The organism is Candidatus Firestonebacteria bacterium RIFOXYD2_FULL_39_29, from assembly GCA_001778375.1.
Lineage (GTDB): Bacteria > Oederibacteriota > D2-FULL-39-29 > D2-FULL-39-29 > D2-FULL-39-29 > D2-FULL-39-29.
On the sequence record MFGV01000007.1, the window covers coordinates 12,918 to 26,594 of the forward strand.

General features: G+C 40.9%; 12 protein-coding genes. All 12 read right to left on the reverse strand.

Going from position 1 to position 13,677, the window contains the following annotated elements; genetic code table 11:
- Nucleotides 1–122: 122 nt before the first annotated feature.
- On the reverse strand, nucleotides 123–1,301 hold the full coding sequence (locus A2536_09030; protein ID OGF48182.1) for an acetyl-CoA acetyltransferase: 1,179 nt from the start codon (nucleotides 1,299–1,301) through the stop codon (nucleotides 123–125).
- 226 nt (nucleotides 1,302–1,527) lie between these two features.
- A complete protein-coding gene (locus tag A2536_09035; protein ID OGF48183.1) occupies nucleotides 1,528–2,571 on the reverse strand; it encodes an L-erythro-3,5-diaminohexanoate dehydrogenase in 1,044 nt (347 codons plus the stop codon).
- 13 nt (nucleotides 2,572–2,584) lie between these two features.
- On the reverse strand, nucleotides 2,585–3,814 hold the full coding sequence (locus A2536_09040; protein OGF48184.1) for a hypothetical protein: 1,230 nt from the start codon (nucleotides 3,812–3,814) through the stop codon (nucleotides 2,585–2,587).
- Between the two features lie 14 nt (nucleotides 3,815–3,828).
- On the reverse strand, nucleotides 3,829–5,097 hold the full coding sequence (locus tag A2536_09045; protein ID OGF48185.1) for a lysine 2,3-aminomutase: 1,269 nt from the start codon (nucleotides 5,095–5,097) through the stop codon (nucleotides 3,829–3,831).
- Between the two features lie 176 nt (nucleotides 5,098–5,273).
- Nucleotides 5,274–6,653: a 4-aminobutyrate aminotransferase gene (locus A2536_09050; GenBank protein OGF48186.1), complete on the reverse strand. Its 1,380-nt coding sequence runs from the start codon at nucleotides 6,651–6,653 to the stop codon at nucleotides 5,274–5,276.
- 233 nt (nucleotides 6,654–6,886) lie between these two features.
- Complete coding sequence (locus tag A2536_09055; protein OGF48187.1) at nucleotides 6,887–7,645, reverse strand: hypothetical protein; 759 nt, start codon at nucleotides 7,643–7,645, stop codon at nucleotides 6,887–6,889.
- Nucleotides 7,642–9,183, reverse strand: coding sequence for a D-lysine 5,6-aminomutase subunit alpha (locus A2536_09060; protein OGF48188.1), 1,542 nt, complete (start codon nucleotides 9,181–9,183; stop codon nucleotides 7,642–7,644). The genes A2536_09055 and A2536_09060 overlap by 4 nt, the downstream gene beginning before the upstream one ends.
- Before the next feature lie 237 nt (nucleotides 9,184–9,420).
- Nucleotides 9,421–10,437 (reverse strand): hypothetical protein, encoded by a 1,017-nt coding sequence (locus tag A2536_09065; protein OGF48189.1) that lies wholly within the window; start codon nucleotides 10,435–10,437, stop codon nucleotides 9,421–9,423.
- 3 nt (nucleotides 10,438–10,440) lie between these two features.
- Nucleotides 10,441–11,220, reverse strand: coding sequence for a 3-oxoacid CoA-transferase (locus A2536_09070; protein ID OGF48190.1), 780 nt, complete (start codon nucleotides 11,218–11,220; stop codon nucleotides 10,441–10,443).
- 13 nt (nucleotides 11,221–11,233) lie between these two features.
- On the reverse strand, nucleotides 11,234–12,217 hold the full coding sequence (locus tag A2536_09075) for a glutaconate CoA-transferase (GenBank protein OGF48191.1): 984 nt from the start codon (nucleotides 12,215–12,217) through the stop codon (nucleotides 11,234–11,236).
- 185 nt (nucleotides 12,218–12,402) lie between these two features.
- Nucleotides 12,403–12,768, reverse strand: coding sequence for a hypothetical protein (locus A2536_09080; GenBank protein ID OGF48192.1), 366 nt, complete (start codon nucleotides 12,766–12,768; stop codon nucleotides 12,403–12,405).
- A gap of 97 nt (nucleotides 12,769–12,865) precedes the next feature.
- Nucleotides 12,866–13,465: a hypothetical protein gene (locus A2536_09085; protein ID OGF48193.1), complete on the reverse strand. Its 600-nt coding sequence runs from the start codon at nucleotides 13,463–13,465 to the stop codon at nucleotides 12,866–12,868.
- Nucleotides 13,466–13,677: the final 212 nt, after the last annotated feature.

Consider the following 13,677-nt stretch of genomic DNA (forward strand, 5'->3'; position numbering starts at 1 on the left):
TAACAACTGTTTATAACCCTGATTTCGTATTATATAATATGGAAAGCCAAATTTCAATTCAAATAACTGATGAAAATTTGGAAGTAAATGGATGAATTGTACAAAAGCTGATCTTCTTCCGGCTATACTTTTTCTACAAGCATCGAAATACCCATGCCGCCGCCTATGCAGAGGGAAGCCAGTCCAAGGTTGGAATTTCTCTTTTTCATTTCATGAACTAAAGTCACTAAAACTCTGGTGCCGGAGGCACCGATGGGATGGCCCAAGGCAATTGCGCCGCCGTTCACATTTAATTTATTTCTGTCAAATTTAAGTTCCCTTTCGGCGGAAATGACTACCGAAGCAAAGGCTTCATTTAATTCAAACAGATCTATTTTATCCAGAGATATGTTAAGCTTGCTTAATAGTTTTTTTACACTGGAAGAGACGCCTTCCCCCATCAAGGAAGGAGAAACACCGGCAGAAGCATATCCGACAATTCTTGCCAGGGGTTTCAGGCTATTCTTTTTTACCGATTCTTCTGAAGCCAGGATAACAGCAGAGGCTCCATCCGCAATCACGGAAGAATTCCCGGCGGTAACGGTACCGTCTTTTTTAAAAGCCGGTCTTAAACCCGCAAGAGCTTCTAAAATTGTGTTTTTCCGGGGACACTCATCTTTTTCAAATATTACCGTATCTTTCTTTATTTTAATTGCAACCGGAGCTATTTCTTCTTTGAATTTATTTTTCTCCACAGCATCTTTCGCTTTCATCTGGCTCTCATAAGAAAACTTATCCTGTTCTTCTCTTGTTATCTTATATTTCTCGACAAGATTTTCAGCAACAATCCCCATATGATAATTATTGAAGACATCCCATAAACCATCCCCTATCATTGAATCAACCATCTCGCCATTACCCATTTTATATCCAAATCTCGCTTTCGGGAGTAAATAAGGCGCATTACTCATACTCTCCAGTCCACCCGCGAGAACAAGATCATTTTCTCCCGCAATTATTGATTGCGCCGCAAGGGCTACTGACTTTAACGAAGAGCCGCAAACTTTATTAACAGAAAAGGCAGGAATTTCCTCAGGGATGCCGGATAATATGCTTACCTGTCTTGCAGGATTTTGACCTAATCCGGCCTGAAGAACATTTCCGAAGATAACTTCCCCGATACTCCCCGCCTGAACCGATGACTCTGCCAGCAGGTTTTTTACTACCTGCGCCGCAACATCCGTAATCTTAATGTTTGATAAACTCCCGCCAAACCCGCCGATTGCAGAACGTTTTGCGCCAACAATGTAAACATTAGTCATCAGTAACTCCATTTCAAGAAATTTGTTAAAACGTTCCACGTTATCACATTACTCACGTATATCGTTATGTCAACATTTGCTTACATTAAGGTGGTATCTATTTAACAAAACACAGACGCTGGATCCCGTATCTGAGTACGGGATGACAGAATAAAGCTTATCCTTCCGCTCTTGCTGCGCCTCTGAGCATCCGTTCATCCGCGCCTCTGTTTCTCCCCATCACCTGTTATTTACTCACAAACATTTTCGTGAACAACTCTCTTATCTTCTTGCTTTCCCTTAGTATATCAAGCGTTATCTTTGCATGGTCTTTTGCGTAGCCATTACCGATTATCATGGTAATGTCTTTGGCAATACCTTCAGCGCCCAAGGCTGCGCGGGTAAAACTTGTTGCCATACTGAAGAAGTAGATAATTCCGTCCTCTTTGGTCGCAAGTACGGAGGCCATTTCTGTTTCAGGGACATTTACGCAATTAATCGTAACATCCGCCATTTTACCTTTCGTTAAAGCCGCTACTTTTTCCTCAACTTCCAGAGGGTTAGTCGCATTTATCTGTATAACTTCATCGCAGAAACCCATTTCTTTTATTCTCTTCGTACTCTCGTCACTATGACCCGTACCGATAATATATCCTGTTTTTCCCGCTTTTTTCTTTGCTTCGTAAGCACAAAGAATTCCGCTTTTCCCGCCGGCGCCTATGATAAAAACCGTATCGCCTTTTTTTACAAGCCTTCTTGTTTGCGCGGGCGCGCCTGCAACATCCAATGCAGCCAGAGCAAGGGATTCATCTATATCCTTAGGAATCTTTGAATAAATAGTTTTTTCAAATAAAATAGCTTTACCGTCAATATCCACCTGGTCGATATCTTTTCTTATATCTTTTATTTTATCTATTCTAAGCGGGGTCAGGCTCAAAGAAACCAGTGTAACAATCTTGTCCCCTTCTTTTATATCTATCTTGCCTTTTAAAGCGCTGCCTATTTTTTCTACCGTTCCTATCAAAACCCCGCCTGAACCTGTTACCGGGTTCTGATGCTTGCCTCTTTCTTTAACGGTTGCCATCATGATCTCTCTTATTTTATTATCGTCACCCTTGGCCTGTTTTTCTATCTGCGTAAAAGAGGCCGAGTCCACATTTAAAGTCTGAACGGCGATCAGGATCTCGTTGTCATAAAGCTTATCCATATTGTTATCCAGTTTAAACGCAGTTTGCGGCATCAACCCTTTCTTTTCTATTACTCTGTGTGTTCCGTACTTGCTTCCCAGCATGATATCTCTCCTTTTATCTGACTTTTTTTACTATCTCAAGGAATTCATCAACGCTCAGATAAGATTTTCTCAGCGTTGCTTCATCTTTGATCAGCTCTATCAGTTTGAATATTTTTTCATCGCTTAATTTAATTCCGTACTTAGAGGTAAAGTGCTCAACCGTTGCTTTACCCGCACCTTTACCGACTACGTATTTTATATCATTTTGCCCTACTTTTGAAGGTAAAAATGGCTGCATAATTGTCATCGGGAATTTTTTCTGCTGCGCTTTAAGGAATATATGCATAATAAGCCCTGATTCGACAATAAATAGGCCGTCGCCCACAATAGGTTTATTGCTTGCAACCTTGATCTTTGAAAGCTGAACCAGCAATTTTGAAACCCGGGAGATCCGGCTAAGATCTTTTAAAACAGTTATGTTAAAACAGCCGTCCAGCGTTGCCGCCACCTCTTCCAGGCTGATATTACCTGCTCTTTCACCAAGACCGTTTACGGCGGTGTGCACTCCGTTTGCTCCCGCGGTTATGGCGCAAACCGCATTCGCAGTTGCCATACCCATATCGTTATGAGCGTGAAGATCCAGTAACTTTTCAGGGAACCACTTACGCATTTTTTTAAAGAAATCAAAAGTAGCCAGAGGATGAAGCATTCCAAAAGTGTCCGCTATTGTTACAGCTTCAGGATCCGCGCCGTATACAACAGCTTTGAATATTCTTTCTATCTGCGCTGGCTCGCTCCTGAAAGCATCCCAGCCCATCCAGTTGACCCAAAGACCACGTTCTTTTGCATACTTGATCATTTCAATATTTTTTTTGATCAGATCTTTTTCGGTCATTCCGTAAGCCAGATCGCAGGCAACGGTATTGACCGTATGTTCCAGTATAACCGCTTTTATCCCTGTTTTAACGGCAGCATCAATATCATCTTTTCTTGCCCTGACCAGACAGGTCAGCTTTGCTTTAATAGATTTTTCACGCACTAATATTTCCATGGCTTTAAAATCTTTGGGTACTACCGGAAGTCCAAGCTCAATGGAATTAACCCCGAGCTTGTCAAGTTCATGCGCGACTAAAACTTTTTCTTCGGTCGAAAAAGCAACACCCGGAGTTTGCTCGCCGTCCCTCAAGGTAACATCATGCACATAGATCTTATTTTGCAGATCAAATCTTTTCCTTAAATTTTTGTCAAAATTCAAGGGCGGGGCCCAAAAATCTTTTTTAAAATATTTTTTATTTTTCAACATCATATCTCCCTCGTTTAAGCGTGGAACGTTGTCCCGCTGATCTCATGCCCTCTTTTAGAATCTATCGGTCTCAAGGATACAGCTTTACCGGAAAACAACTTGGCAATTCCGATATTATCTTCTTTGAATACGTTTTTGCATAAATTACACTTCTTGCAGCTGCTTTCTCCTTTTTCAGGTTCGGTGTATGCGCTGATCAAACCTTCGTAATTTCTGATAATTATCTTTTTGTCTGACCTTGAGATCATATATTCAGGCATTAACGGAACTTTCCCGCCGCCTGCAGGCGCGTCAATTACAAAGGTCGGCACTGCCAAACCGCTGGTATAGCCTCTTAATCTTTCCATCAGTTCAATACCCTTTCCTATTGAAGTCCTGAAATGTTCAATACCTACCGAAAGATCGCACTGGTAGAGATAATACGGCCTGACCCGTATCTTCAAGAGATCATGAACCAGTCTTTTCATTATATGCGGGCAATCATTAATACCCTTGAGCAAAACAGACTGATTATTTAACGGTATTCCCTCCCTTGATAAAATATCGCAGGCTTCCGCAGCTTCCTTTGTAACTTCACTCGGATGGTTGAAATGCACATTAACCCATAAAGGATGATACTTCTGAAGCATATTGGCAAGTTTTTTTGTAATTCTCATGGGCAACACTACCGGCATTCTGGTTCCGATTCTTATTATCTCAACATGTTTTATTGCTCTTATCTTTTTAATTACACCCTCTAAAACATCGTCTTCCAGCGTTAACGGATCGCCTCCGGTTATCACAACATCTCTGACTGTTTTTGTTTTTCTGATGTATTCAATGCATTTATCTATCTGCGCGTCCGATATTCTTTTATCTGTGATTCCGACGGCTCTTCTTCTGGTGCAGTGCCTGCAATACATACTGCACTGATCCGTAATCATAAAAATCAACCTATCTGGATATCTATGCGTAATTCCATAAACAGGAGAGTCCGTATCTTCATGCAAAGGATCATGCATATCACTCTCCGCTGTCTTTGTTTCCAATATGGTAGGAACAGATTGCATCCTTACCGGACATTTTTTATCATTTTGATCCATTAATGAAGCGTAATAGGGAGAGATAGCCATTTTAAACTTTGCCAGGCACATATTTATCTCTGCTTTGTCCTGCTTGCTTAACTTTATTACTTCTTCCAGCTGTTTAACATCAGTTATTCTGTTACGTATCTGCCAGTGCCAGTCATTCCAATCTTTTTCCGGCACATTTTTCCATAATTTAACCTTAGAAAATTTCTGCATAAAATCCTCCCTCCTCGTAAAACGATTCCACCGATTACAACGCTTCCGGATTCCACTGATACAGGCAAAATAACTGCTTACAAAAGTCTCACAATGCCTTGGCACCACTTTACATAGCGGAGCTTTTCCCGCTTACCATAAATTGTCAATCGTAAATCGTCAATTGTAAATTTCTTTCACTTTTCGTTTAACGTCTCTTCCAGCGCTTCCTTAAATATAGATATACCTTCCCTTAAAGCGGCTTCCTCTATAATTAAAGGCGGGTTCATTTTGATAGTAGCTCCTCCGGTACCCAGAGGTGCGTAAAGCATAAGACCTTTTTCTATGCATTTTTTTACGATCTTAAAAGCGATAGTCCCATCCGGTTCATTTTCCGTACCGGCTTTTCTAAACAGCACGCCGACAAGAAGCCCTTTGCCGTTAACAGCACCGATAATATCACTATGCTGATCTTTTATTTTATTCAACTCTGCGTGCAGTATCAACCCGAGCTTTGCCGAGCGCTCCACGAGTTTTTCATTTTGAATTAACTCAAGACTTTTTACGGCAGTCCTGGAAACCAGAGGATTGCCGCTGTGAGTAGAGGTCATTTCGCCGGGACCGTAAATGTCCATGATCTTTGTCGGTCCGAGTACCGCAGATATCGGAAGCCCTCCTGAAAGCCCTTTACCGCAACAGATAATATCAGGAGTAATTCCGTAATGTTCTATGGAGAACAGCTTACCCGTCCTGCCAAATCCTGCCTGGACTTCGTCGTCTATAAATATTATTTTATTCTTCTTGCACCATGCGCGGACGCCTTTTATATATTCTTTGTCTGCAAAAGCTGCAATCCCGCCCTGATAGGATTCCATTAAAAAGCCCGCTATCATATTCGGCTTTATCTTTTTTGCCTTTAAAGCCTTCTTAAAATACTCAAAACTTGTGTTTTTATTAAAATACCCGTCCGGATAAGGTATCTGATAGAAAGACTTATCAATATTGACGATCCACTCTTTTAACCCGGGAATACCCCCGGCCATCTGCGAGCCCAGTGTTCTACCGTGAAACGCGCTGCTGAAACCAAGTATCCCTATTTTTTTCTTTCCGCCGATCTTTTGCCCGTAAGTTCTGGCAAGTTTAATGGCGCATTCAACTGCTTCCGAACCGGTAGTTAATAAAAACGCTTTTTCGATGCCTTTCGGCGACATGGAAACAAGTTTTTTAACAAGACGCGCTCTTTGAACATTAGGGAAACAATAGTTATGTATCAGGCCCTGCTTCACCTGCTTTAGAATCTCCTGTTTAACCTCTTCCCTTAAATGCCCGACGTTCGCAACCAGAACGCCTGAGGAAAAGTCTATCCATTTATTGCCATACTCATCCCATACATTAAAATTCCTGGCTTTATGCCAGACGATAGGCGGCTGTCCGCCCATAGCTCTCGGTTCATATTTCCTCAGGTCTTTGAGTACCTGAACGGATTTTGGATTCGGTATTGCCGTTTTTATCTCCCTATATTTTGTTTTGATCTTTTTCACTTTGTGAGGCTTGATGTCGTACGATAAATATGCCATATTGTCTCCTTTCGAACTACCATAATTTATTATACATGTTCGTCCGCCGATCTTTTTGGCGGATAGCATTCAACAATCACGATACCACTTCCGCCAGTTATATAAGGCGGATCTCTCGACGATCCGCCCTAAATAATTGGCGGATCTTTCGAAGAGATTACAAAACTATCTGATTCTACTGATAAATATTTTATTCCAACATTGTTCTTTTTTTTACATCACTTATATTTTTTTCAGCACTGCTTTCGTTTTGACTTTACTTTCCCCATTCTTGATAAAACTTTCTTAACCGCATAAGTAGCTACGTGCGAGGGTAAAGTTCCTTTTCCAAATCCCGCATCATAACCCAATTCTTTTGCGAATTTATTATTAATGGAAGGCCCGCCGACAATGACCAGGAACTTATCTCTCAGCTCTTCGGATTCTATCATATCAATAAGTTTTGTAAGATTATGCAGGTGTATATTTTGCTGGGTCACTATCTGGGAAATAAGTATCACATCAGCGTTCACTTCTTTGGCCTTTCTGATCAGTTCTTCGCACGGCACCTGCGCGCCCATATTGTAAACCTTAAATGCTGAATATCTTTCAAAACCGTAATCCCCGCTGAAACCTTTCATATTTAATATTGCATCAATACCGACAGTATGCGCATCTGATTCTATGCAGGCCCCGACGACTACGACTTTCCTTTTAATATTTTTCTTTACAAATTCATTAACTTCATCCAGTCCCATCCATTCCTCGACAACCTTAGTTACCTTTAATTTTGAAACGTCAACAGAATGGGTACATTTGCCGTAAACAATGACGAAAGTAAACCCTTCGCCGATATCTTTATGATAGACAGTGTGCGGGTCCGCCAAACCCATTTTTAAAGCAATGTTTTTAGCTGCTTCCTCCGCCAGATCAGCTTTCACGGGCAAAGTAAAACTAAGCTGTACCATCCCGTCATTTAACTTGTCGCCGTAAGGTTTTATCATTTTGCTCATTTAAGTAAGCTCCATCTTTCTTCGAACGGATTAGTATATTCTTTTGCCTTTGCTATAACACCTTCAAAGCCCTTGCCGCCTTTTCTCGGTCTTTTAATATCGGCAAAACATCCCTGTTCAAGCGCATTTAAAAGCCCTTCTTTTTTTATTTTACCGAGCATTTTTAAAGCTTTATCCAGAACTTCATTTGCTCTTTTTTGAATAAGTCCGTTTTTTCTGAAAGTAACTTCTGTTGACATATCTTTTGCCGCGTTCATAACATATTTCGCGCTTTCAATGCTTAAATACCTGTCCTGTATGAACGGCGTGTGTATTCCTTCGGTCAAAATACCGAGAAGATGAATGGACTGGTTAGTGGCAACTGATGCCAGGTTGAACATTGAATCAATAACATGAGCTTTAAATATATCCCCGGTAATATGTTTGGTCGGAGGCATATATTTTATTGGTGACTCAGGGAATATCTCCCTCACCATCTGCGCCTGGGCAAGTTCCAGGAGAAAGCTATTTTTAATATCCGGATTTATTTCAAACGCATGTCCGAGTCCCATCAATTTTTCCGGCATACCTGCATTTTTCGCAAGCCTTTCATTGATGAACTCTGAGGCCAATACGGTATGCGCCTGTTTTACCGCATCCGCAGTAGTCAAATAATTATCTTCTCCGGTGTTTATTATTATTCCCGCCTGCGTATTTATCATCCTGGAAAAATGCTGGTCGATAAACGTCCTGTACATATTAATATCCCTGAAGATTATCCCGTACATCGAATCATTCAGCATCATGTCAAGGCGTTCCATCGCCCCCATCGCGGCTATTTCACACATACAAAGTCCCGAGCAATAATTTACAAGATAAATATACCGTCCGAGTTTTACGGATATCTCATCCAGAGCTTTTCTCATGATCCTGAAATTTTCCTGGGTCGCGTAAGTACCGCCAAATCCTGTTGTCGTTGCCCCGTAAGGCACATAATCCATAAGACTTTGAGCTGTTGACCTGATAACAGCAATACAGTTAGCCCCATTTAAAGCCGCCGACCTCGCCTGCTTTACGTCTTCATATATATTACCGGTAGCAACAATAAGGTAGAACCAGGGACCTTTTCCGGTTGGGTTTTTCGCCTGCAGTTTTGCCCTGTCTTTTCTTGCTTTTTCAACTCTTGAAATACCATATTCAGAAAGCCTATTTACTACCTGCTTGTTCCTTTTATCAGCTACATAAAGCGGTTTTACCTTTCCCAAAATAATCAAGCTTACTGTTTCTTTGAAGTTTTTCCTGTTTTGGATCATCGTTGACGCCATTACATTTGCAGCGCCGTACTGAAGAACTCCGGCTTCTTTGATTTTCTCTGCCAGTATGTTGGGATAAGGAAGACCCGATTTATCCACACCGTCAACCCCAAACAATCGGAGTATACTTCTTTCCACGGAAACAGTAGTATTTTTATCTATGATCTTTTGCAAATCGGCAGCGATTATTTTTGAGTAATTTCGGCAGGCTGCTATTTTGTTCCTATTTAAGTTTAGTTTGTTCATGTTGTTCCTTTAAATAAAGAATGTTACGGGTTGAGCAAAGTCCAAATATCAAACCATAATCCTTTGCGAAATCCACCGAGGTGGATAGCGAGTTACGGGTTGAGAAAAAGTTCACAAAACATTGGCTGATTTCGCTTCCGCTCAACGTTCTTTCTTCCCTAGCCCCCAGTGCCCAGCACCTAGAACTATTTATTTTTTTGCCATTCCACCTTATAAACCTTACAAACTTTACAAACCTTATGAACCTTGTACTACATCATAAACGGGAATTTTTAAGCTATACTTCTTTATCGCCTTCACAAACCTTTTCGGCTCATAACTTGTTCCCATCGGATTATATGGGTTGCAAGTTATTGCCACCAGGTTTATTTTATTTACCACTTTAAAAGAACCGCCGTTATTTTTCCATTTTTCAAAAGCACTCCGGCTTACGTGTATCTTTGAAGCATCCAGAGCGATTAATTCTACAACCAGCTTTTTTTTGAGCAGGGCTTCCATTATCAAATCCGTAATGGCGCCGCTTGTATAGATATAAGCCGGCCTGTCGAACAATCCTTTATTTATATTTTCAATATAGTTCAGTAAAGATTCAGGCAGCACGTTTGCTTCTTTTCTTTTATTGAAACTGATAGTGCCGCAGTTATTTTTTCGCAGGATTTGTTTCTTAATTTTACCGTCGACAACCGGTAAGGTTAGCATGGTGATTTTAAGAAGCGTTTCCTTTATAATTTCACTTAGATCGCCTAACACCGCACCTGTTGCCAGAACGACCCCGCACTTCAATCTTGATGTTATTATCGCCGTTCTGTTTATTGAACCGTCTACAAAAACTCTCGCTGCTTTGTAATCCTTTCCGAGTAATTTAACGATCTCTATGGTCTCATTTACCGAAACAGGGCCCGACACTTCCACAAATCCCGGCATTAGAGCTTTTAATATCAGAACCCTGCCCATGCTTGTCGAATACCTCGTTTTCTTTAAAAGCTTCCAGGGCGCTTCGCACATTACCAGCGACTCTTCAGTTGTTACAAAGACCGAACCTGCCGGAACAAATATTCTTGGTTTTGCTTTCCCGGTAAAGACGTCAACACGCTCGCCGTCCCTTCCGGTGCTGATAACTCCGATACTTTTATAAATACTTTTTGCTTCTTCTATCAGTTTATTTAAGGTAGTTGTCTTTCCGGTGTTCTTAGCAAGACCAACAACGCTGATTACACTGTTACTTTTTAACTCTTTCTTAAATAAAACACGCATGACCTAGGAAGCCGGCCTGTTAATAATAAATCCGCTGGGATCCACTTCTGTTCTTAATATTTTAAGCGCTTCAGCCGAAGGCGCGGGCGTTTCTTTGAGGTTACTGATGAACTGAATATCAAAACCCGTGTTATCCTTTACGTCTTTTTCGCTTATTCCGGGATGCAGGGATTCTACCCTCATAAGCTTCGTTTTCTCATCATAGCCCATAACTGCAAGGTTTGTAATGACTTTATAAGGCCCTGTGTGCGGCGGAAGTCCTGCTTCCTCCCTCGCGTTCGGGCCGGTCAAGAAGCCCGGAGTCGTGACAAAATCCATTTTTTCAACAAATCGCCTTTTATCCTGCGGGGTCATTACTATAGTTTTCCAGCATAAAGAACCCAGATCATTAGCACCGCCTGAGCCAGGAAATCTTACTTTTGGTTTATAATAATCACTACCGGCAATTGTGGAGTTCAAATTACCGTATTTGTCTATCTGCGCTCCACCGAGGAAAGCGTAATCCACAAGACCTTTTTGGCAAGCCTCCATTATTTTGTCCATGGAAGTAGCCTGAAGTCCTTTGTAAAAAGTCCTTGAGTCCCCTACTGAGATAGGCATAGTCGGAAGCAATGGAGCAATACCGCCGGCTTCAAAAAGTACGACAAGTTTCGGCGCACTGGTTTTTTGCGCCAGCATTGCAGCCGCGCAAGGTGCTCCCGTACCGACGACCACAACCGCGCCGTCTTCCAGGAACTTTGCTGCCGAGCAGATCATTAGTTCAAGCGGATTATATTCAGCCATACCATACCTTTTACTAGAACATTAAAAATTCTTTCTTTCTTAACTCCATAATACGTTCGATACCGCCCTTTTTCTCAAGGTACTCATTAAAATTCTTACAGCTGTAAATATATTTATCAAGGAATTTTTCAAATTCTTTTTCATCTTTCTCCGCATCCATCCATTCCTTGAGATGTTCCTCGTCGGAGAAATATTCATTCGGCATATTGCCCGGATAGCAGCCAAAAGGCACTTCGATAACTGCGTCAACATAAAGATAAAGCAGAAATGTTTTATGGGGTTCGCGCCGTATCTCCTCGTTGGAGATTATTTTTTCGGTGGTCAGGATAACTCTTTTTGAAGCCCTTGCGAGATCCTGGTCTGCAACAGAAATACCCTCTATCTGACAGTTACCGTAAACATCCGATCTGTGTACGTGAATTACACTGACATCAGGGGACAATGCAGGAACTGCCGCAAGTTTTTTCCCCGTAAATGGGCATTTAATCTCTTTTGCCGCACTGTACTTAAAAGTATCCGTTCCCATCATCGTCCTGGTGGGCAAGAACGGAAGCCCCATAGCAGCGGCTTTTAATCTCCAGGAAAGAACGGCATTCGTCCATTCCGTTACTTTAATATCTCCGGATTGGAAAGCCCTGCGTGCATTTGGCGATAAACCTCTGGCCTCCAGACCTACGATATAAGCCGCATCGCATCTGTTTATACATTTTCCGGCAATAAGGATCTGACAATCGTGAGTGGATGTATGCCCCGCAAAACCGAGATTTTTCTTTCTCTGTCTTACTATTTCATGCAAAGCCGCAGAAGGAATCCTGTTGGTACCAAACCCGCCAATCCCCAGATAATCCCCGTCTTTAACATATTTTGAAACAGCATCCTTTAAATCCATGACTTTACTGACCATTTTCTTATCTTTGGCTTTAAAAGTCTCCCGGAGCTTATCCGGATCCGGATTCAAAAACAACTCGCCTATACCCTGCTTATACTCTTCAACCATGTTCTCTCCAAAGTCGATTTTGCATAGTTTTGCTTATTAATGCAGTAATTTGCTCATTATTTTATCATTTGCCTCGGTACTTTTCAAGATAATTTGGCACTTTGATGAACTATATTATATGGCTTACATAATTGGGTTGTATGTAAACAAGCGTGTTTTCTTGTGGAATTTGTTTAAACTTATCATTAAAACCGGGGACAGACACCGGTGAAGCCTGTTGTCAGTCCCTTATTTTGGAAGTTTTGTTTTGGCCCAGGTAAAAATCTATCTGTTTGTTTTTCTATTTCCAGGGCTTGGTTTTCCGTGATGCGATCGTCTGTGTATTCTATTTTGGTTTTCATTTTTAGTACCGCAAAAGCATGCCTTGATTGATTGACAGTGTCTTCTTCATTAACAATTTCAGCAAGCAGTTTTACGGCATCTTCGTGATTTAGACTTGCGCTTACAACGCCGCCTTTGAAGACAAGTACGGCATCTATAGCGGAGATGACGGCGTGTACTCCATTTAAAGCTGCTGCGTCGTAATTTTTTTCTTCCAAACAGGCCTTCATTGCTTCAACGAACTTTCCGGCCTTATCAAAATAATTTAAATTATGTACTTTTTTCTCTTAATTTCCTTGGTATTTTTCCTGTCATTCACCCCTCGCTTTACAGCTCGTTTAACTTTTTACCTTTTAAATGCCGGCCCATTCCGACATTCATTAAAAGCTGTTTATTTTTTGTTTTCATTTTTATATATTCAGTAAGAGTGACTATGATACTGGAAACTTTTTTTCCTGTCTCAAGCACGCTTTCTGTATGATTTTCTATGTCTTTTTTTTCCGCCTTTAGTTTGCTTTTATAATCTTTCACGACAAAGAACAGGTCAAGGTCGCTTCCGGCTCTCTGCTTGCCTTCAGCCATACTGCCGAACAAGTAAACTGACAATGCATCAGGGGCTATATCATCAATTATCTTTTGAAGCATTTTTGAAAGATAGCTTTCTTCTTTTTCAAACAATTCCTTAAGTATATATTTCACAGCAGTATTTCTGTTGTTTATCTTGAAAGAAAATGTATTTCCGACTCTTTTTCTTATAACAAAGCCGTCCCGGGAAAGTTCATCCAAAACCTTTAAAACCCGGACATGAGATACTCCGACATTTCTGGCTATCTCTCTACCGCTCATTTCAGGATCATATACAGAAAGAAACCTTAGCACTTTAATCTTTGCTTTACTTGAGAATATACTTTCGATCATACTATTCATAAGCCACCACCCTGCTGTTAACTATAGTTAACACATGTTAACTATATATTACAACAAATATAGCGTCTTTTCAACAACATATTTGCACTTACATTCTTAATTATTACGACTATTATATACACAACCACACAATTGTCAAGACGAATATATTTTCAATATGCCTTGGGTGTCTTCTCATTTTTTTAAATTGCTTTTAATAAGACCTCTAACAA

What these genes read in the sequence shown, in the direction of transcription:
- A2536_09030 (OGF48182.1), bottom strand. Translation starts at nt 1,301, where the DNA reads ATGACTAATGTTTACATTGTTGGCGCAAAACGTTCTGCAATCGGCGGG.
- A2536_09035 (OGF48183.1), bottom strand. Translation starts at nt 2,571, where the DNA reads ATGCTGGGAAGCAAGTACGGAACACACAGAGTAATAGAAAAGAAAGGG.
- A2536_09040 (OGF48184.1), bottom strand. Translation starts at nt 3,814, where the DNA reads ATGTTGAAAAATAAAAAATATTTTAAAAAAGATTTTTGGGCCCCGCCC.
- A2536_09045 (OGF48185.1), bottom strand. Translation starts at nt 5,097, where the DNA reads ATGCAGAAATTTTCTAAGGTTAAATTATGGAAAAATGTGCCGGAAAAA.
- A2536_09050 (OGF48186.1), bottom strand. Translation starts at nt 6,653, where the DNA reads ATGGCATATTTATCGTACGACATCAAGCCTCACAAAGTGAAAAAGATC.
- A2536_09055 (OGF48187.1), bottom strand. Translation starts at nt 7,645, where the DNA reads ATGAGCAAAATGATAAAACCTTACGGCGACAAGTTAAATGACGGGATG.
- A2536_09060 (OGF48188.1), bottom strand. Translation starts at nt 9,183, where the DNA reads ATGAACAAACTAAACTTAAATAGGAACAAAATAGCAGCCTGCCGAAAT.
- A2536_09065 (OGF48189.1), bottom strand. Translation starts at nt 10,437, where the DNA reads ATGCGTGTTTTATTTAAGAAAGAGTTAAAAAGTAACAGTGTAATCAGC.
- A2536_09070 (OGF48190.1), bottom strand. Translation starts at nt 11,220, where the DNA reads ATGGCTGAATATAATCCGCTTGAACTAATGATCTGCTCGGCAGCAAAG.
- A2536_09075 (OGF48191.1), bottom strand. Translation starts at nt 12,217, where the DNA reads ATGGTTGAAGAGTATAAGCAGGGTATAGGCGAGTTGTTTTTGAATCCG.
- A2536_09080 (OGF48192.1), bottom strand. Translation starts at nt 12,768, where the DNA reads ATGAAGGCCTGTTTGGAAGAAAAAAATTACGACGCAGCAGCTTTAAAT.
- A2536_09085 (OGF48193.1), bottom strand. Translation starts at nt 13,465, where the DNA reads ATGAATAGTATGATCGAAAGTATATTCTCAAGTAAAGCAAAGATTAAA.